This window comes from Nocardioides xinjiangensis (assembly GCF_017916455.1).
Lineage (GTDB): Bacteria > Actinomycetota > Actinomycetes > Propionibacteriales > Nocardioidaceae > Nocardioides > Nocardioides xinjiangensis.
This window is the reverse complement of the sequence record NZ_JAFMSY010000001.1, coordinates 1,800,818-1,820,921: the sequence shown is the minus strand read 5'-3', so window position 1 is coordinate 1,820,921 and position 20,104 is coordinate 1,800,818. Positions and strand designations below refer to the sequence as shown.

Sequence of the window (20,104 nt, the reverse complement as noted above, 5' to 3'; positions counted from 1 at the left end):
CCAAGCCTAGGCATCCGAGGTGCGGACGCGGTGCGGGATGGTGAACCAGGACACCAGGCCGCCCACCGCGAGCAGCGCCGCGCAGGCGAGCATCGCGGTGCCGTACGCCGTGTCGAACCGCGCCGGGTCCCGGTAGTCGTCGCCGGCGATGCCGACGGCCATGGGCAGCGCGGCGACCGCCAGCAGCGACCCGGCCCGTGCGACGGCGTTGTTGATGCCGCTCGCGATGCCCGCGACCTCGTCGGGCGCAGCCGCCAGCACGGTCGAGGTGAGCGGCGCGACCATGAGGGCGAGCCCCAGCCCGAACACCGTCAGCCCGGGTGCGACGTCGCGCCACCAGGTCACCCCCGGACCGACCGCCAGCAGCCAGACGGTGCCGGCAGCCATGACGAGCGGCCCCAGCGTCATCGGCAGGCGCGGCCCGATGCGATCGCCGAGGGCGCCGCCGCGCGCCGCCAGGAGGAGCATGCAGGCGGTGACCGGCAGGGTCGCGAGCCCCGCCTGGAGGGCGTTGTAGCCGCCCACCGTCTGCAGCTGGAGCACGAGGAAGAACAGGATCGCGCCCAGGGCGGCGTAGACCAGCAGCGTCATGAGGTTGGCGGCGCTGAAGGTGCGGTCGGCGAAGAGGCCGAGCGGCACCATCGGTCCTCGCGAGCGCCGCTCGACGACGACGAAGGCGACGGCCGCGGCCAGGCCGGAGGCGGCCGCCCACCACGTCGCCCGTCCGCCGGCGTCGGTGAGCGCCCACGTGGTCCCAGCCAGCGCCAGCGAGGCCAGTGCGGCACCTGGGAGGTCGAAGCGGGACTGCCCGCGTGGGTCGCGCGTCTCGGGCACCCAGCGCTGCGCCAGCCAGACGGTGAGCGCCGCGAGCGGCAGGTTGATGAGGAAGATCCACCGCCACGAGGCGTGGTCGACGAGCAGCCCGCCCACCAGCGGTCCGAGCGCGGCGGCGATCCCACCCAGTCCCGACCAGGCGCCGATCGCGCGGCTGCGGTCCTCGGCGCGGAACGCCCCCTGGATCATCGCCAGGCTGCCGGGCGTGAGGAGCGCGCCGCCGATGCCCTGCAGCACCCGGGCGGCGATGAGGACCTCGGCGTTCGGCGCGATGCCGCACACCAGCGACGCCAGCGCGAACCACACCGTGCCGACGACGAAGACGCGCCGCCGGCCGAGCCGGTCGCCCAGCGAGCCGCCGAGCAGGATGAGGGAGGCGAGGGAGAGGAAGTAGCCGTTGGTGATCCACTGGAGCTGCTCCAGGGAGGCGCCGAGGTCGTCGCCCATCGAGCGCAGGGCCACGTTGACGACCGTGCCGTCCAGCAGCGTCAGCCCCGAGCCGAGGGTGGCCGCGGCCACGATGCCCCGCGCCGCCGGCGTACCCCAGGCCACTCCGCTCACGGGGCAAGGCTAGGGGCAGCCCCGCCCGGCGCCCGCCGAGCGGGGGGCTCAGCCGGCCGGTCGGCCGCCGAGCACCCGCCCGGCGAGCCACGCGATGTCGGCTGCGGTCTGCTCCGGCGTCCCCGAGGGCTGCATGACGTGGCTCAGCACGACCCGGACGACCATGTCGATCGCCGGGCCGAGGTGGTCGGGGTCGATGCCGGGCTCGTACGGCGTCACCCGGGCGCTGATGACCTCCTTGGCGACGCCCAGCAACCCGGCGGCGTTGGTGGTGAGCAGCGGCAGCAGCTCGGTGTCGGCGCCGTGGGTGGCGCTGACGACCGCGTGCAGCAACGGGTTCGCGTGGGCGTAGGTCAGCACGTCGGAGACCGCCCGCTCGATGCCGCGGGTGAGGTCGTCGGGCTCGGCGTCGAAGGCCTGCTCGACGACGCCGAGGAACCGGGCCAGCTCGTCGAGGATCATCGCCTCCGCGAGTGCCGGCTTGGACCCGACCTCGTTGTAGACGGTCTGCCGGCTCACCCCGGCGGCCTTCGCGAGCCGCGCCATCGTCACCGACGCCCATCCGGACGCGGTGGTCATCTCGACGGCCGCGGCGACGATGCGCTCGCGGGTGGTCGTCGCCATGGGGCGAGTCTGGCAGTCCTCAGCCGTCGGCGGCCCGCCGGCCCGCAGGCACCTTGGTGAGGACCGTGAGCAGCACCGAGGCGAGCGCGATGATCCCGATGGTCGTGTACGCGAGGGTGTACGCCTTGTCCTCGCCGATCAGCGCCGAGGCGATGACCGGGCCGATGATCCCGCCGACGCTCCACCCGATGAGCATGAGGCCGTAGATCGCGCCGGCGTTGCGGACGCCGAAGAAGTCGCCGGCGGTGGCCGGCATGGTGCCGAAGGTGCCGCCGTAGCAGAGGTAGACGATCGCCGCGAGGATCGCGAAGAACGCCACGTTGTCGGCGTGGGGCAGCAGGATGAGGCAGACGCCCTGGAGGACGAGGATCGCGGCGAAGGTGCGCATCCGGCCGATGTAGTCCGAGATCGCGGCCCACACGATCCGCCCGCCGCCGTTGAAGATCGCCAGCACGCCGACGAGCGCGGCCGCCCCGCCGACGCTGTAGCCGGCGATGTCGGTGGCGCTGGTCTTGGCCTGCGAGATCAGCGAGATGCCCGCGCTCACGCTCAGCGCGAGGATCGCGGTCAGCAGGTACCACTGCTTGGTGCGCAGGGCCTCACCCTGCGTGTAGTCGTGCCCGGCCTCCGGGGCGCCGCCGGCCTCGGCCACCGGCTCGAAACCGGGCACGGTGTAGCCCTGGGGCGGGTTGCGGAAGAACGCCGCGCCGGCCAGCGACATCACCAGGTAGGCGATGCCGAGCGGCAGGAACGCGCCGGTCGGGTCGTCGGGGTCGCGGTCGATCAGCCACTGCGCGACCGGCGAGGTGAGCACGGCGCCGAAGCCGAAGCCACCGACGGCGAGGCCCGTGATGAGGCCCTTCTTGTCCGGGAACCACTTCTGCAGCATCGCGATCGGCACGATGTACGCCGCTCCGAGGCCGAAGCCGCTGATGACGCCGTAGCCGAGGATGAGCAGCCAGTAGTCCTCCTCGCCGTTGGTGAACGACGCGAGCAGGATGCCCACGGCGTAGACGACCCCGCCGACCAGGGCGACCAGGCGCGGCCCGCGGGCGTCCTGCAGCCGGCCGCCGACGTAGCTGCCGATGAAGATCATGCCGATCGTGACGGTGAACGGCAGCGACGCCTGCAGCTTGCTCAGCTGCCACGGCTCGGCCTTCTCCAGGGCGCCGCCGAAGACCGACCACGCGTAGACCGCGCCGATCGAGAACTGCAGCAGCAGCCCCGCGGCCACCAGCAGCCAGCGGGAGCCACCGGGCGAGGTGCCCGTGTCTCGGGTGGTGGTGTCGCTGGTCTGGCTCATGTGTCCTCCTCCGGTCCGAGCGCCGCGACGGCGCCCCTGGCTGGTGGACGCCGGCTCACTGGCGGTGGCGCACCGGTACCCCTCGGTCGACTCGTTCACGCTGCGGCACGACGGTGTACTTCGGGTCCTCGGCCGAGGCGAGCCCCGCCTCGTAGACGCCCATCCGGGTGGACAGCGAGCCCGCCATGAGCGCCGCGCCGGACACCGCGGACAGGAGCCGGCTGCGCCGTCCGACGAGCGCGCCGAGCGCGCCGGCCGCGGTGAGCAGGGTGCTCGCGCGCATCCAGCGGCCCGCCGTGTCGTGGTGCAGCGTCTCCGCCGAGATCCCCATCGACCGCTCCATGCGCCTCTCGGCCGCGAGCTCCACCACCGCGCCGCCCACGGCGAAGGCACGCGCCGGGCCGGTCTGGGCGACCGGCGCGCCCAGCAGGCCGAGCCCGCCGGAGGCGGCGGCCGCCGAGCCGCAGAAGACGAACGGCAGCTCCTCGTGGGCGGTGTGCCACGCAGGGGTGGCGGTGTCGGCCAGCAGCACCGCGGTGTACGCCGCGACGGGCGTCGCGGTGAGGGCGCCGACGAGGCCGGCCGGGCGGCCCAGCACGGCGACGAGCCGCAGCGGCCCGCGCTGCCACGACGCCGGCAGCATGGAGACGATCTCGGCGCCCGACGCCAAGGCCGCGAAGGGGCCGTGCAGGCTGAGGATCCAGGTGCCGACCGACATCGGCGAGGTCAGCTTGGCGACCCGCAGCATGTTGAGGAAGCGGCTCGGCCGGCCCAGGTCGTGGACGAGGAAGCCGACGCTGAGCCCGAGGCTGCCGAGCGAGCCGAGGCGGGCGACGCGGCGCAGGCCGGGACGGCCGGTCAGGTCCGCCCCGGCGGCGAGCAGCGAGCTGCCCGCCGCGACCCCACCGGTGAAGAGGTAGAAGGCGATGTCCTTCTCCCACGGGGCCGGCTTGACGATCGCCCGGCCGTAGTAGGAGGTGAAGTCGGCCTCGGGGACCATCACGCGGTCGCCGCCGCCACGCTGGCCGCGCTGCCGCGACGGGCTGCCGCCGTGCTGGTGCGACACCTCCGTCACGGCTTCCTCCTCACGAACGACACGGCGGCGCCGGCGAGCATCGCCGCGGCGGCCATCGCGGCCCGCTGGTACATGCGCGGGAGGTCCTTGGTCGTGACGACCGGGTCGGGCGGCAGCCCGTAGACCTCCGGCTCGTCGAGCAGCAGGAAGAAGGCGCCGGTGCCGCCGACGCCGTCCTCCGGGTCGTTGCCGTAGAGCCGGGCGTCCATGACGCCCTGCTCGTGCAGCGTCGCGACCCGCGCGCTGGCGCGCTCGCGCAGCTCCTCGACGTCGCCGAACTGGATCGACTCCGTCGGGCACGCCTGCGCGCAGGCGGGTCGCTGGTTGTCGGTCAGCCGGTCGTAGCAGAGCGTGCACTTCTGGGCGATGCCGACGCGAGGGTCGCCGTCGGGTCCCTTGCGCCGGTCGATCACGCCGTAGGGGCAGGCCGCGACGCAGTATCCGCACCCGTTGCAGATGTCGTCCTGCACCACCACGGTGCCGAACTCGGAGCGGAACAGCGAGCCCGTCGGGCACACGTCGAGGCAGGCGGCGTGCGTGCAGTGCTTGCACACGTCGGACGACATCAGCCACTGGAAGTCGGGCTTGGCCTCGTCCGGCACGTCGCTGGGCGGGGCACCCACCGTCGGCATCCCGATGTCGACGGGCGGCGTGGTGGGCACCGCCGGCTGGTCCGGCGCGGGCGCCCGGCCGGGCCGCTCGATGAAGGCCACGTGGCGCCACTGGTTGGCGTTGAGCGAGTGGCTGTTGTCGTAGGAGGTGCCGAGCATCTGGAAGAGGTTCTCCGGGACGTCGTTCCACTCCTTGCACGCCACCTCGCAGGCCTTGCAGCCGATGCACACGCTGGTGTCGGTGAAGAACCCCTTGCGGGGCGGGGCGTCGGCGTAGCCGGCGTCGGGCGCCGGGTCGAGCGGGCCGAAGAGGCTGTTGCGGCCGATCACTGGTCCTCCCGCTGGTGAGGGGCGTGCTGGTCGTCGCCGTCCTGGGCGGCGGCGGACTCCCGCTGGGCAGCGGCCGAGGCCGTCACCACGGGGCCCTCGCTGCCGTCGAGCACGCCGGCGCGGCGGGCGTACCCCTCGACGTACTCGCGCAGGGCCGGGCCCGTGGGCCGGCGGCCCGGCCGGACGTCGCAGGTGCCGACCTTGCTCTCCTGGATCAGCACGTTGGGGTCGAGGGAGATCCCGAAGAGGTCGTTGGCCGAGTCACCGGCCACCAGCCCGCCCTGCCCCCAGTGGTAGGGCATCCACACCTGGTGGACGGTCCGGCCCTCGACGCGCAGCGGGCGCAGCCGCTCGGTGACCAGGACGCGTCCCTCGATCGCCGAGCGGGCGGTGATGACGTGGCACCAGCCCATGTGCTCGAGGCCGCGCTCCGCCGCGAGCTCCGGGGAGACCTCGACGAACATCTCGGGCTGCAGCTCGGCGAGGTGCTCGACGTAGCGGCTCATCCCGCCGGCGGTGTGGTGCTCGGTGAGGCGGCTCGTGGTGAACACGAACGGGAACACCTCCGCCGCCCCGGGCGAGCGCGGGTCGGGGTTCATCGGGTTGTCCGCGCGGCGGTACTCCTTGCGCGTCGGGTTCGCCTGCTGGCCGTGCAGCAGGTTGCGGAACGGCGACTCCACCGGCTCGTAGTGGGTCGGCAGCGGGCCGTCGATGAGTCCCTGCGGCGCGTAGAGGGCACCCTTCCCGTCGCCCTGCATGATGAACGGGTCGACCCCCTCGATGGCCGCGACGCCGTCCGAGCCCTCAGGCGCCCGGTAGGACGGCGGCTTGGTCTTCTCGAAGTCGGGCACGTCGTCGCCCGTCCACTCCTGCTTGTCCTCGTCCCACCAGACGTAGGCCTTGCGCTCGCTCCACGGCCGCCCCTCGGGGTCGGCGGACGCGCGGTTGTAGAGGATGCGGCGGTTCATCGGCCACGCCCAGCCCCACTCGGAGGCGACGAAAGACTGGTCGTGGCGGGACTTGCGGCGCGCGGCCTGGTTGACCCCGTCGGCGTACACACCGCTGTAGATCCAGCAGCCGCCGAGCGTCGAGCCGTCGTCCTTCATCTCCAGGAACCCGGAGAGGGGACGGCCGGTCGCGACCTCGTAGCCGTTGATCTCCTTGAGCACCGCCTCGGCGCTGGGCTCGCCCCAGCCGGACGACACCTGCTCGGGGTCGCCGTGCATGGGGTAGTCCCAGGCCAGGTCGAGCAGCGGGCGGTCGCGCTCGTCCTCCGACCCCGCCAGCCGCTCCCGCAGCATCCGGCCGAGGTGGTAGAAGAACCACAGCTCCGAGCGGGCGTCGCCCGGCGGCTCCACCGCCTTCTCCCGCCACTGCAGCATCCGCTGCGTCTGGGTGAAGGTCCCCTCCTTCTCCACGTGCGAGGCGGCGGGGAAGAGGAACACCTCCGTGCGGCACTCCTCCGGGACGATCTCGCCGGTCGCCACCTCGGGCGAGTCCTTCCAGAAGGTGGCGCTCTCGATCTCGAACAGGTCGCGCACCACCACCCAGTCGAGGTTGGCCATCCCGAGGCGCTGCGCACGGCCGTGGGCGGAGCCGACGGCCGGGTTCTGCCCGAGCAGGAAGTAGCCCTTGACCTTGCCGTCGATCATGTCGAGCACGGTCCGGTAGGTGCCGTGGTCGCCGGTGATCCGCGGCATGTAGTCGAAGCAGAAGTCGTTGTCCGGGGTCGCGGCGTCGCCCCAGTAGGCCTTGAGCAGGTTGATGCCGTACGCCCCGGCGTTGGCCCAGAAGCCCTTGCTGCCCGGGTTGCGGACGGCGTCGATCCACTCCGTCAGCGTCTGGTGCTTCTCCGCGTTGGGCATCGGCAGGTAGCCGGGGAGGATGTTGAACAGCGTCGGGATGTCGGTGGAGCCCTGGATGCTGGCGTGGCCGCGCAGCGCCATGATCCCGCCGCCCGGCCGGCCCACGTTGCCGGTGAGCAGCTGCAGGATGGCGCCCGCGCGGATGTACTGCACGCCCACGCTGTGCTGGGTCCAGCCGACGCTGTAGACCAGCGCCGTGGTGCGCTCACGACCGGAGTTCTCGGTCCACGCCCGGCAGACCTCCAGGAAGTCCTCCTGCGAGACGCCGCAGACCTGCTCCACCACCTCGGGCGTGTAGCGCGCGTAGTGGCGCTTGAGCACCTGGTAGACGCACCGGGGGTGCTGCAGGGTCTCGTCGCGGGGCGGGCGGCTGCCGACCTGCATGCCGTGCGCCTCGTTCTGCAGGCCGCTGGCGGTGTTGCGCTGCTCCGCGCTGTCCCCCGCGTCGTCGGCCTGCGCCGGGCCGAGGTCGCCCTGGTCGTCCTCCTGGGCGAACTGCCAGCTGGTCGGGTCGTAGGTCCTGGTCTCGGTGTCGAACCCGGAGAACAGGCCGTCCAGGTCGTCGGCGTCCTGGAAGTCCTCGCTGACGATGTTGGCCGCGTTGGTGTAGTTGACGACGTACTCGCGGAAGTCGAGCTCGTTCTGCAGGACGTAGTTGATGATCCCGCCCAGGAACGCGATGTCGCTGCCGACGCGGATCGGCACGTGCTGGTGGGCCAGCGCGCTCGTGCGGGTGAACCGGGGGTCGACGTGGATGATCCGCGCGCCGCGCTTCTTCGCCTCCACGACCCACTGGAAGCCCACCGGGTGGGCCTCGGCCATGTTCGAGCCCTGGATCACGATGCAGTCAGCGTTGGCCAGGTCCTGCTGGAACCCGGTGGCGCCGCCGCGTCCGAAGCTGGTCCCCAGACCGGGGACGGTGGCGGAGTGTCAAATACGCGCCTGGTTCTCGATCTGGATGGCCCCCATCGCTGTGAACAGCTTCTTGATGAGGTAGTTCTCCTCGTTGTCCAGCGTGGCGCCGCCGAGGCTGGCGATGCCCATCGTGCGCCGGACCTTGCGGCCGTGCTCGTCGAGGTCCTGCCAGCTGTCGCGCCGCGCCCGCAGCACTCGGTCGGCGACCATCTCCATCGCCGTGTGGAGGTCGAGCTCCTCCCACTCCGTGCCGAAGGGACGGCGGTACTTGACCGCGGTCTGGCGCAGCGGGCTGGTGACGAGGTTCTTGCTCGCCGAGCCCTTGGGGCAGAGCCGTCCCCGGTTGACCGGGCTCTCGGGGTCGCCCTCGATCTGCACGACCTTCTCGTCCTTGACGAAGATCTTCTGGGCGCAGCCCACGGCGCAGTAGGGGCACACGCTCTTCGCGACGCGGTCGGCGGTCGCGGTGCGCGGCTCGATCTCGTCGGTGCGCTTCGAGCGGACCGACCGGCCGCGACCCAGCACGTCGCCGTCGGCGAGCTGGCGCAGCACCGGCCAGGGCAGGAGGGAGCGCTTCGTCCGTGCCGGCGTCTCCGTCACCCGAGCCTCCTTCGTCACCGTTGCCCCCGAACCTACGACGGGCCGCGCCGCTGGTCCACCGCCCACCGGGGTGGGTCAGCGGACGGTGAGCAGCGCGCCACCGCCCGCGACGACCTCGCCGACCACCGGGTGGCCGGGCAGCTCGCCCACCACGAGCAGCCCGCCGGAGGTCTGTGCGTCGGCGAGCAGCAGCAGCTCGTCGTCGCCGATCGACGCCTCGAGGTGGGGTCGCACCCAGTCGAGGTTGCGCCGGCTGCCACCGGGCACGAACCCGTCGGCCAGCGACTGCCGAGCCCCGTCGACGTACGGCACGGCGGCGGCGTCGACCACCGCGGAAGTGCCACTGGCGCGCATCATCTTCATCAGGTGGCCGAGCAGCCCGAAGCCGGTGACGTCGGTCGCGGCCCGCAGGCCGGCCGACACCGCGGCCGCGGAGGCGTCCCGGTTGAGCGTGGTCATGACCGCCACGGCCTCCTCGAAGCGCTCACCCGTGGCCTTGTGGCGGTTGTTGAGGATGCCGAGGCCGAGAGGCTTGGTGAGAGTGAGGGGCAGTCCCGGCGCCGCGGCGTCGTTGCGCAGCAGCCGGTCGGCGTCGGCGAGGCCGGTGACCGCCAGCCCGTACTTCGGCTCCGGGTCGTCGATGCTGTGGCCGCCGGCGAGGTGCGCACCGGCGGCCGCGCAGGCCTCGGCGCCCCCGCGCATCACCTCGGCGGCGATCTCGAAGGGCAGCTTCTCGCGCGGCCAGCCGAGCAGGTTGACCCCGACGACGGGCGTGCCGCCCATGGCGTAGACGTCGGAGAGCGCGTTGGTCGCGGCGATGCGGCCCCAGTCGCGGGGGTCGTCGACGACCGGGGTGAAGAAGTCGGTGGTGAGGATGACCACCCGGTCGGTGCCGTCGGCGGCCGGATGGATCCGCACTGCCGCGGCGTCGTCGCCGTGCTCCACCCCGACGACGAGGTCCCCCGTCCCGTCGCCGCCCGCGCGGCCGCCGGGCAGGTCGCCCAGGACCCGCTCGAGCTCGCCCGGGGGGACCTTGCAGGCGCAGCCGCCGCCGGCGGCGTACTGGGTCAGCCGGAGGGGTGACGTCATGGCCCCAACCTAGGACGGCTGTGGCTACGCTGACGACGGAGGCGGTTCTCGTCTGGTGACGGACGCGGTCCTCAAAACCGTTGTGGCCCAGCACCTGGGCCAGGCGGGTTCGATTCCCGTCCGCCTCCGCCACTCGTGACCGCAGGAGGGTGCGTGCCGGATCCGCGACGGGCCGTCCCGCGCACCGACCAGCTCCTCGCCGACCCGCGGCTGCGGGAGGCGGCCGACCGGCTCGGCCCGGTGCTGGTCAAGCGGGCCGTCGCCGCCGCCCAGCAGCGCTGCCGCGACGGCGCGCTGGCGCCGGCCGCGGTCGCCGACGAGGCGGTCGCCGCGCTGCCCCCGGCAGCGACGACGCTGCGCCGGGTCGTGAACGCCACGGGGGTCGTGGTGCACACCAACCTCGGCCGCGCGCCCCTGTCCGCCGCGGCGGTCGAGGCGCTGCGCACGGCCGCGGGTGCCACCGACGTCGAGCTCGACCTCACCACCGCGCGCCGCGGCCGCCGGGGCAGGGGCACCCTGGAGGCGCTCGCCGCCGCGGTGCCGGACGCGGAGGCGGTGCACGTCGTCAACAACGGCGCGGCGGCGCTCGCCCTCGTGACGCGCGTCCTGGCGCGCGACGGCGGCTCGGTGGTGATCGCGCGCGGCGAGCTCGTCGAGATCGGTGACGGCTTCCGCATCCCCGAGCTGATGGAGTCCGTCGGGGCCCGGCTGCGCGAGGTCGGCACGACGAACCGGGTGCGGGTCGAGGACTACGCGGCGGCGGTCGACGGCACGACGGCCTTCGTCCTCAAGGTGCACCCGTCCAACTTCAGCGTCCGCGGGTTCACCTCCTCGGTCCCGGTGGCCGACCTCGCCACCCTCGGCGCACCGCTGGTCGTCGACATCGGCTCCGGCCTGCTCGCGCCGCACCCGCGCCTGCCCGACGAGCCCGACGCCGCCACCACCCTCCGCGCGGGTGCCGACCTGGTCACCGCCTCGGGCGACAAGCTGCTCGGCGGGCCGCAGTGCGGACTGCTGCTCGGCCGCGCCGCGCTCCTCGAGCGGCTGCGGCGCGACCCCTTCGCCCGCGCCCTGCGGGTCGACAAGCTCACCCTCGCCGCGCTCGAGGCGACGCTCGCCGGCCCGGTCCCGCCCGTCGCCGCGGCGCTGTCCCGCTCGGTCGGCGACCTGCGCGCCCGCGCAGCGGCCGTCGTCGCCGCCCTGCCCGACGACCTCGGCGCGAACGTCGTGGACTCCGACGGGGCCGTCGGTGGGGGCGGCGCCCCCGACGTCGTGATCCCGAGCGCCGCGGTGGCGCTGCCGGAGTCGTACGCCGAGCCGCTGCGCGCGCTGGACCTGCCGGTGGTCGGCCGGCTCGAGCGCGGGCGCCTGCTGCTCGACCTGCTCGCGGTCGACCCCGCCGAGGACGCGGCCCTCGTCGCCGCCGTACGACGCGTGGCGGAGCCGGGCTGATGCACGTCGTGGCCACGGCCGGTCACGTCGACCACGGCAAGTCGGCCCTCGTGGAGGCCCTGACCGGGACCCACCCCGACCGGCTCGTCGAGGAGCGGCGCCGGGGACTGACGATCGAGCTCGGCTACTGCTGGACCGAGTGGCCCGAGGCCGGCGAGGTCGCCTTCGTCGACGTGCCGGGCCACGAGCGGTTCCTCACCACGATGCTCGCCGGGATCGGCCCGGTGCCCGCGGCGCTGCTCGTCGTCGCGGCCGACGACCCGTGGATGCCGCAGGCCGCGGAGCACCTCGCCGCCCTCGACGCGATCGGCGTACGCCACGCGGTCGTGGCGGTGTCGCGCTCCGACCTGGCCGACCCCGCCCCGGCCGTCGCGCGGGCCACGGCGGAGGTGGCCGCGACCGGGTTGGCCGGCGCCCTCGTGCTGCCGGTGAGCGCCCGGACCGGCGCGGGCATCGACGCGCTGCGCGCCGCGCTCTCGGCGATGGTCACCGCGCTGCCCCGGCCCGACCCCGCCGCCGACGTCCGGCTCTGGGTGGACCGGCGCTTCACGGTCCGCGGGGCCGGGACCGTCGTCACCGGCACCCTCGCGGCGGGCACCGTGCGACGCGGCGACGGGCTCGCGCTCGGCGACACGGTCCTGCGGGTCCGCGAGGTGCAGGCGCTCGGCCGCGACCGCGACGAGGTGAGCGGCGTGGCTCGCGTCGCGCTGAACGTGACCGGCCGAACCGACGACCTCGCACGGGGCAGCGTGCTGGTCACCCCCGGCGCCTGGCACCACACCAGCGTCGTCGACGTCCGGTGGTCCGGGACCGGTGAGCCGCCCACCGCGCCGGTGCTGCACGTCGGTGCTGCCGACCTGCCGGTGCGCTTCCGGCCGCTCGGCGCGGGGCTGGCGCGGCTCTCGCTCGAGCGTCCCCTGCCCCTGCGGATCGGCGACCGGGCCCTGCTGCGCGACCCCGGGCGGCGGCAGGTGTGGCGCGTCGACGTGCTCGATCCCGACCCGCCCCGGCTGCGTCGTCGCGGTGCAGCCGCCCGCCGCGCCGGGCAGCTGGCCGGTGCCGACGGCACCCCCCGTCTCGCCGACGAGCTCGCGCGCCGGGGCATCGCGCGTGCCGACCGCCTCCAGCAGCTCGGCGTACCGCTCACCGACGGCGACCACCTCGCGGCCGGTCCCTGGCTCGTGGATCCCGCCGTCGCCCGGGCGCTGGCCGACCGGCTCCCGGGCCTCGTCGAGCAGCACGCGCGCAGCCACCCGCTGGACCCGGCGGTGCCGCTGTCCGTGCTCGCCGGGCGGCTGCGGCTGCCCACCCCCGACCTCGTGCGCGCGCTGGTGCGGCCGCCGCTCCGCGTCGTCGACGGCCGGGTGCTGGGTCCCGGCTCCCCCGGGCTCCCGGCGCCGGTCCGCGCGTCGGTCGATGAGGTCCTGCGCGGCCTCGCCGACGCCCCGTTCGCCGCGCCCACCGCCGACCGGCTGCGCGAGCTCCGCCTCGACGAGCGTGCGCTCGGGGCAGCGGAGCGCAGCGGCCTGCTCCGTCGGCTCGGACCCGGCATCGTGCTGGCGCCCGACGCGGTCGACCGCGCCGTCGAGCTGCTGCGCGGCCTCGAGCAGCCGTTCACGACCAGCGCCGCGCGCGAGCGGCTGGCGACCACGCGCCGGGTGGCGCTGCCGCTGCTCGACCACCTCGACCGCGCGGGACGCACCCGACGGCTGGCCGACGACCGCCGCGAGGTCGTGCGCTGAGCTCGCGGCTGCCGAGCGGTGCGTGAGGCAGGTTCTGGCCCCGTCGGCCTGCCCGTCGGCTTCCGAGCGGTGCGTGAGGCAGGTTCCAGCTCGATCGGCCCGCCCGTCGGCCCCCGAGCGGTGCGTGAGGCAGGTTTCCGCTCACGAGAAGCTGCCTCACGCACCGCTCAGCGCGCGGTCGGCTCCAGCGGCACGAAGTCGACCTTCTCGCGCACGCCGCAGTCCGGGCAGCACCAGTCGTCCGGGATGTCGGCCCACGCGGTGCCGGCCGCGAAGCCCTCGTGCTCGTCGCCCGCTGCGACCTCGTAGACGTACTCGCAGCTCGGGCAGCGCGCAGCCAGCACCTCGGCGGTCGCGCCCGGCAGCTCCTCGCGCGCCCGGCGGGCTGCCTCGGCGGCCGCGGCGCGCCCGGCGGCGTCGTACCGGCGCAGGTACGTCTCGCGCTTGCGCGGGCTGATGTTGGCCAGGGTGACGTCGCCGCCGAAGTGGTCGACCACCCGCTGGTCCATGACGCGTCGCCAGAGGGGAGGGACGATCGCGAGCACGATCATGCCGGCGTACCCCGTCGGGAGCACCGGGCTCTCCTCGAAGTCGCGCAGCGTCTGGTAGCGCCGGGTGGGGTTCGCGTGGTGGTCGCTGTGCCGCTGCAGGTGGTAGAGCAGGACGTTGGTGGCGATGTTGTTGGAGTTCCACGAGTGGCTGGGCAGCACGCGCTCGTAGCGCTGCCGGTCGCCCTCGCCGACCTTCTGCCGCAGCATCCCGTAGTGCTCCATGTAGTTGACGACCTCGAGGAGCGAGAAGCCGACGACGGCCTGGACGAGGAGGAACGGCAGCACCTCGACGCCGAACGCCGCGACGACCACGGCCCACAGGGCGACGGACATCAGCCACGCGTTGAGGACGTCGTTGTCGAGGCGCCACGGGCTCTGCTTGCGCCGCGCGAGCCGGCGCTTCTCCAGGCGCCACGCGGACTTCAGCGAGCCGCCGACCGTGCGGGGCCAGAACTCGTAGAAGCTCTCGCCGAGACGGGCGCTCGCCGGGTCCTCCGGGGTCGCCACCCGTACGTGGTGCCCGCGGTTGTGCTCGATGTAGAAGTGGCCGTAGAAGACCTGCGCGAGCGCGACCTTGGACAGCCAGCGCTCGTTGGCCTCCTTCTTGTGGCCGAGCTCGTGGGCGGTGTTGATGCCGATGCCGCCGATGCAGCCGATCGAGACGGCGAGGCCCACCTTGTCGAGCGTCGAGAGCGGCATCTCGGCGAGCAGGCCGAAGGCGTCCCAGCCGCCGACGACCGCCATCGCTGCCAGCAAGCCGGCGTACTGGATCGGCAGGAACAGGTAGGTGATCCACCGGTAGTACCTGTCCTGCTCCAGCGCCTCGATGACGTCGTCCGGCGGGTTGGAGCGGTCGAGGCCGGCGAGCAGGTCGATGGCGGGCACGATGCCGAGGACCACGATCGGACCGACCCAGAACCACACGCTCCACCCGGTCGCGAGGTAGCCCCCGAACGCGACGAAGGCCAGGCTCGGGACGACCAGGCCGATCAACCACAGGTAGCGCTTGCGGTCCCTCCACAGCTCGGTCGTGCCGTCGGGGACCGTGCCGCTAGGGGCGAGTCGAGTGGGGTAGCCGGGCATGTCCTGACCTCCTGCCGTGGGTGTACACGACTGTAGGTTCTGTAAAGCGGGTTTGACAAGAGGCACCCCTTTGTCAACCGCTCACCGCCCCATGAATCCCCGCTTAAGCGGGGGACTGCGAACTTCTCGGGGCATGCATGCCACTGGATGTTCGCGATCCCCCGCTTAAGCGGGGGATTCGAGACGCCCCGCCCCGTGGGCGGAGCAGGACCGGCGAGGCGCCGTCCCACACCGTGTTGCCCCCGTCACACCTCGCGAGGGCGGACGCTAGGTTGTGCGCATGGATCACCCCTTCGGCATCGACTTCGGTGGCACCGGCATCAAGGGTGCGCCCGTCGACCTCGAGGTCGGCGACTTCGCCCACGCCCGGGTCCGCATCGACACCCCCAAGCCGGCGACCCCGCAGGCCGTCGCCGACGTCTTCCAGCAGATCGTCGACTCCTTTCCGGCCTCGACGACGCCGGTCGGCGTGACCGTGCCCGGCATCGTCCGGCGCGGGGTCGTGCTGTCGGCGGCCAACATCGACAAGTCGTGGATCAACGAGGACGCCGACGCGATCTTCACCGAGGCGCTCGGGCGCGAGGTGCACGTCGTCAACGACGCCGACGCCGCCGGCCTGGCAGAGACCGAGTACGGCGCGGCGCAGGGCCGCCGCGGACTGGTCATGGTCATCACGCTCGGCACCGGCATCGGCTCGGCGCTGATCCACGACGGCCGGCTCGTCCCCAACTCCGAGATGGGCCACCTCGAGATCGACGGGGCCGTCGCCGAGTCGCGGGCCGCGACCAGCGCCCGCGAGCGCGAGGGCCTGTCGTGGGAGGCCTGGGCCGAGCGGCTCACCACCTACTTCCGGCACCTCGAGCGCCTCTTCACCCCCGACCTCTTCGTGATCGGCGGCGGCGTCAGCAAGTCGTGGGACAGCTTCGGCCACCTCATCAAGGTCGAGACCGAGATGGTGCCCGCGACCCTGCAGAACCGCGCCGGCATCGTCGGCGCCGCCCTCGTGGCGCACCGCAAGGCGGGCACCGAGGGCTGAGGTGCGACTTCAGGCGGACGCCCCGGGCGTCCGCCGAGCAACCGGCCAACGCCGGTCCACCCCGCGTCCGCACCGCTGCCACCTTCCGGTCACCCCGCGCCGGAAGCCTGTTCTGGTCCCCATCGGATCGAACCGAACAGGAATCCCTCTGTGAAACGCCACAGCAACCGCTGGCGCTCGATGCTGGCCACGGCCGGCGCGGTCGCCGTCACGGGCTCGCTCCTCGCGATCGTGCCCGGCACCGCCTCCCCAGCGACGGCGGCCGAGCTGCCCGTCGCCGACATCCTCGACATCGACTTCGCCGACGGCACCGCCGACGACCGCGCCCGCGACCTCACGCCGACGCTCTTCGGCGACCCGGAGATCGTCTCCGACGCGGCGCGCGCCCGGACGGCGTACGCCCTCGACGGCGACGACGCGGCGCTCTACCCGCTCGCCGGCCAGTACGACGCCATGGCGTCGGGCTTCTCGGTCGAGTGCAGCTTCCGCTACGACGGCACCGACCTCGCCGGCGGCGAGCAGGACTTCTGCGGCGCCAAGGAGGCCGGCGGCTTCGCGACGTACGTCAGCGGGGGTCGCGGCGGCTTCATGGCCCACATCGGCGGCGGCTACAAGAACGTGCGCTTCCCGATGGAGTCGGGCGAGTGGTACCACACGCTCGTCGTCTGGAACGGCTCCACGCTCGTGCTGTACGTCGACGGCGAGCAGGTCGCACAGACCGCCGCGTCCGGCGTGTTCAGGGCCCCGTCCGTGGGCGCGCAGAACTTCGCCCTCGGCGCCGACGCCCAGCCGAGCAACGGCGTCGGGTTCTTCGCCGCCACCACCATCGACACCGCCCGGGTGTACTCGTCGGCCCTGACGGCCGGCGACGCCGCCGCGCTGGCCGCGGCCGCCGTCGCCGAGCCGGTCGCCCCGACCGCCGACGTCCTCGACGTCGACTTCGCCGACGGCACCCCCACCGACCGGGCGCAGGGCCTTCCCGTGACCGAGTGGAACGAGCCGGTCGTCCGTCCCGACGTGCCCCTGGGCCGCAACGTCGGCGAGCTCGACGGCACCTCGGCCTACCTCTACCCCCTCGCCGACGACTACGACGCGCTCGTCGACGGCTTCGCGGTCGAGTGCACGTTCAAGTACGACGCCGACCTCGCCGCCAGCGGTGAGGAGCGCGGCAACATCTGCGGCGCCAAGGAGGCCGGCGGCTTCTCGATCACGCTCTACGGACCGAACCTGTCGTTCAACCCCCACATCGGCGGCAGCTACCGCAACCTCAACGTGCCGGTGGTGGCCGACCGGTGGTACCACGTGGTCGGCACCTGGGACGGCCAGGTGACCAGCCTGTACGTCGACGGCGTGCTGGCCAAGCAGGCACCGGCCGCGGGCGCGCTGACCGTGCCCCCGAACGCGACCGCCCGCAACCTGGTGGTCGGCGGCGACGCCAGCACCAACAACCGGGCGAGCTTCCTCGCGCCCGCCACCGTCGCCACCGCCCGGCTCTTCTCCGAGCCCGTGGACCGCACCGACGTCCTCGCCCTGCGCCGCGACGTCCTGGCCGACGGCCTCGCCACCGCGCCCGTCACCATCACCGGCTCCACCCCGGCGGCCGGCAGCCGCATCACCGGTCCCACCACCCTGTCGGTCGAGACCTCCATGCCGCCGGCGGTGGGCCGCACGGCCGAGTACCGCATCGACGGCGCGCTCGTCCGGCCCGGCGACGAGGTCGGCCCGGGCCTCCGCGCCGGCGAGCACGCCCTCACGCTCCGCGGCAGCGACGTCTTCGGCCGTCCGATCGACCAGTCCGTGACCTTCCGATCCGGCAACATCCCGGTCGGCGGCGGCACCCGGACGGGGCAGGCCGGCGGCTCGGTCACCCTCTCGTCGGTGGCCACCAACCCGAGCGGCGACGACGTCACGACGACGTTCGTCCGCGCCGAGGCCAAGGTGGCCGAGGACGGCTTCCAGGGCTCCTTCGCCGAGCTGCCCACCACGCGGGAGTTCGAGCACGAGCAGGCCGAGGACCTCACCGGGCCCCTCCAGCCCGGTGACGACGCGCTCGTCACGAGCCCCTCCGCGACCGGCATCTCCTTCCAGCGCCACGACGTCGCGATCAGCGCGGCCGAGGGTCAGCGCATCAGCTGGTCCGGCACCGTCGACCCGACCCGCAGCGTCACCCTGCGCGCCTGGAACGGCGAGGCCTGGGAGGCGCTCGACACCGCCCGCGGGCTCGCCGAGGGCTCCGTCGCGCTCACCGGCGACGTCCGTCCCCGCCACCACCACGACGGCGTCGTGCCGATCATGGTGACCGGCGAGGACCCGTTCGCCGACGACATCCCCAACGAGGTGCGGCCGGCCTTCGAGGACCCGTCCGCGTACGACTTCTCGCTCGCCCACCTCACCGACACCCAGTACCTCTCCGAGGGTGCCGACGAGCCGCCGACGCAGGCCGAGCGCGACACCTGGCGCCGTGCGTACACCGACATCACCGAGTGGATCGTCGCCAACTCCGAGTCGCGCAAGATCGCCTTCACCGCGCACACCGGCGACATCATGGAGAACTGGCACAACCTCACCGACAACCGCGCCAAGGCGGTGCGGGAGTACGAGGTGGCCTCGGCCGCGCAGAAGATCCTCGACGACGCCGGCCTGGTCAACACGGTGCTCCCAGGCAACCACGACAACCAGTACGGCCAGGACAACGGTCCGGACGCGCTCTACAACGACTACTTCGGGCCGGAGCGCTACGCCGCGCTCTCGCAGCACCCGCGGTGGGCGGGCGAGCGGGCGTCGTACCAGCCGTGGAAGCCGGGCGACAACGCCAACAACTACGTGCTGTTCAGCGCCGGTGGCCTCGACTTCGTCGTGGTCAGCCTGGGCTTCGGGGTCACCGCCGAGGAGGCCGCCTGGGCCGACGGGATCCTCGAGCAGTACGCCGACCGCAACGCGATCGTGCTGACCCACGCCTACACCACGCCGAGCTCCAACCCGGACGGTCGCGGCGGGGGCATGTCCTACGACGGCATGAGCGTGCGCAACTCGGTCGTGAAGGAGAACCCGAATGTGTTCCTGGTCCTCTCGGGGCACGAGCACGGGGTCAACATCGAGGTGCGCAAGAACCTCGGCCGCCCGGGCAACCACGTGGTCGAGCTGCTCGCCGACTACCAGTTCTACAAGGTCCGCGCGGGCGACGTGGGGCTGGGCGGCACCGGCACCCTGACCCCGGACACGCTGCTGCAGATGGGGTCGTCGTTCTTCCGGCTCCTGCAGGTCGACGTCGACCGGTCGGAGATGAGCGTGGACACCTACTCCCCGTTCCTCGACAACTTCGGGGCGACGGAGTACGACGACCGCAACCGCTACAACGGCACGGAGGACGACTTCAAGATGCCGATCCAGCTCCAGCACCGGGCGACCAGCTTCGCCACCGACTCGCTCGTCGTGCTCGACCCGACCGAGGAGGTCATCGGCACCGACACCGCGCGGTCCGGCTGGCCCGCCTCGGTCACCTGGGACGGGCTGACCATCGGCGAGACGTACGCCTGGCAGGCCGTCAGCCGTGACGCCGCCAGCGGCGAGGAGCTGCCCGGCCAGGTCTCGCAGCTCGCGCTGTTCACCGCGACCGCCGACGGCGTCGCCGACGTCGACGCGCCGGTGATCACCCTGGGCGCGGCGGACGTCGTCGCCCACGGCGCCGCGTTCGACCCGCTGGCCGGGGTCTCGGTCGCCGACGACCGCGACGGCGATCTCACCGACCGGGTCTCCGTCCTCGGTGAGGTCGACACCTCCCTGGCCGGGCGCTACCAGCTCGTCTACCTGGTCAGCGACGCGGCCGGCAACCAGTCCGTCGCGACCCGCGAGGTGACGGTCCAGCCGGCGCCCGCGCCGGTGAACACCGCCAGGCCGGCCGTCAACGGCACCCTCGCGGTCGGCTCGCTCGTCACCGCCGACCAGGGCCGGTGGACCAACGCCGACCGGGCCACGTTCGACGTCCAGTGGCTGCGCGACGGGGTGCCCATCCAGGGCGCCACCGGCGGCGAGTACACCCTCACCGGGGCCGACTCCGGCGCGCGCATCGCCGTCCGGGTCACCGCCCGGGTGACGGGCCGCGAGCCCGTCGCCGCCACGTCGGCCGAGTCGGTGGTCGGCAGGGCGCGGGCCGCCGCGACGATGAAGGTGACCAAGGCGAAGGCCGCCAAGCGGGCCACCGCGACCATCGGCTTCACCGCGCCGGGCACGGTCCCGACCGGGACCGTCGTGGTCAAGGTGGACGGCCGGACCCTCCGCGCGGTGCAGTTGCGGGCGGACGGGACCGTCCGGGTCACGCTGCCGAGGCTCAGCGCCGGGAAGCACCGGGTCAAGGCGGTGCTCGTGGCGAGCGAGTCCTTCGAGCGGACGACGGTGAAGCGCACCATCCGGGTGCGCCGCTGACCGACCCGATG

General features: G+C 73.5%; 12 protein-coding genes and 1 tRNA gene. 5 read left to right on the top strand and 8 right to left on the bottom strand.

Translation table 11 applies throughout. The features are described 5' to 3' along the window. Positions 1–6: 6 nt before the first annotated feature. From J3P38_RS08590 to selD, 7 genes are all read right to left on the bottom strand, one after another. On the bottom strand, positions 7–1,395 hold the full coding sequence (locus tag J3P38_RS08590; RefSeq protein WP_210503278.1) for an MFS transporter: 1,389 nt from the start codon (positions 1,393–1,395) through the stop codon (positions 7–9). Between the two features lie 48 nt (positions 1,396–1,443). Continuing rightward, a complete protein-coding gene (locus J3P38_RS08585; RefSeq protein ID WP_210503277.1) occupies positions 1,444–2,019 on the bottom strand; it encodes a TetR family transcriptional regulator in 576 nt (191 codons plus the stop codon). Positions 2,020–2,038: 19 nt separating this feature from the next. Continuing rightward, the gene (locus J3P38_RS08580) at positions 2,039–3,322 is read right to left on the bottom strand and encodes an L-lactate MFS transporter (protein ID WP_210439389.1); all 1,284 of its coding nucleotides are present in this window, start codon (positions 3,320–3,322) and stop codon (positions 2,039–2,041) included. A gap of 55 nt (positions 3,323–3,377) precedes the next feature. After that, positions 3,378–4,397, bottom strand: coding sequence for an NrfD/PsrC family molybdoenzyme membrane anchor subunit (gene nrfD, locus J3P38_RS08575; protein ID WP_210503276.1), 1,020 nt, complete (start codon positions 4,395–4,397; stop codon positions 3,378–3,380). Continuing rightward, positions 4,394–5,338 (bottom strand): 4Fe-4S dicluster domain-containing protein, encoded by a 945-nt coding sequence (locus J3P38_RS18355; RefSeq protein WP_307807812.1) that lies wholly within the window; start codon positions 5,336–5,338, stop codon positions 4,394–4,396. Before J3P38_RS18355 ends, nrfD begins: the two co-directional genes overlap by 4 nt. Beyond that, entirely contained in the window at positions 5,335–8,718 is a 3,384-nt protein-coding gene (gene fdh / locus J3P38_RS08565) for a formate dehydrogenase (RefSeq protein ID WP_307807811.1), read from the bottom strand. Before fdh ends, J3P38_RS18355 begins: the two co-directional genes overlap by 4 nt. Positions 8,719–8,793: 75 nt before the next feature. Then, positions 8,794–9,807 (bottom strand): selenide, water dikinase SelD, encoded by a 1,014-nt coding sequence (gene selD / locus J3P38_RS08555; protein ID WP_210503273.1) that lies wholly within the window; start codon positions 9,805–9,807, stop codon positions 8,794–8,796. A 37-nt stretch (positions 9,808–9,844) separates the two neighbouring features. On the opposite strand from selD, the gene J3P38_RS08550 reads away from it, so the two are divergent. The 3 genes from J3P38_RS08550 to J3P38_RS08540 all read left to right on the top strand — a co-directional run bounded on the left by J3P38_RS08550 (position 9,845) and on the right by J3P38_RS08540 (position 13,001). Next, positions 9,845–9,939: transfer RNA gene (locus J3P38_RS08550), tRNA-Sec, on the top strand. A gap of 21 nt (positions 9,940–9,960) precedes the next feature. Beyond that, complete coding sequence (selA, locus tag J3P38_RS08545) at positions 9,961–11,259, top strand: L-seryl-tRNA(Sec) selenium transferase (RefSeq protein WP_210503272.1); 1,299 nt, start codon at positions 9,961–9,963, stop codon at positions 11,257–11,259. Further along, entirely contained in the window at positions 11,259–13,001 is a 1,743-nt protein-coding gene (locus J3P38_RS08540; protein ID WP_210503271.1) for a selenocysteine-specific translation elongation factor, read from the top strand. Before selA ends, J3P38_RS08540 begins: the two co-directional genes overlap by 1 nt. Before the next feature lie 167 nt (positions 13,002–13,168). Here the strand turns inward: J3P38_RS08540 and J3P38_RS18520 are convergent, their stop codons facing one another. Continuing rightward, the gene (locus J3P38_RS18520; RefSeq protein WP_210503270.1) at positions 13,169–14,635 is read right to left on the bottom strand and encodes a fatty acid desaturase; all 1,467 of its coding nucleotides are present in this window, start codon (positions 14,633–14,635) and stop codon (positions 13,169–13,171) included. 280 nt (positions 14,636–14,915) lie between these two features. Here J3P38_RS18520 and ppgK point away from each other — a divergent pair, with 280 nt between their 5' ends. After that, positions 14,916–15,671 (top strand): polyphosphate--glucose phosphotransferase, encoded by a 756-nt coding sequence (ppgK, locus tag J3P38_RS08530; protein ID WP_210503269.1) that lies wholly within the window; start codon positions 14,916–14,918, stop codon positions 15,669–15,671. 150 nt (positions 15,672–15,821) lie between these two features. Next, the gene (locus tag J3P38_RS08525) at positions 15,822–20,093 is read left to right on the top strand and encodes a LamG-like jellyroll fold domain-containing protein (protein WP_210503268.1); all 4,272 of its coding nucleotides are present in this window, start codon (positions 15,822–15,824) and stop codon (positions 20,091–20,093) included. Positions 20,094–20,104: the final 11 nt, after the last annotated feature.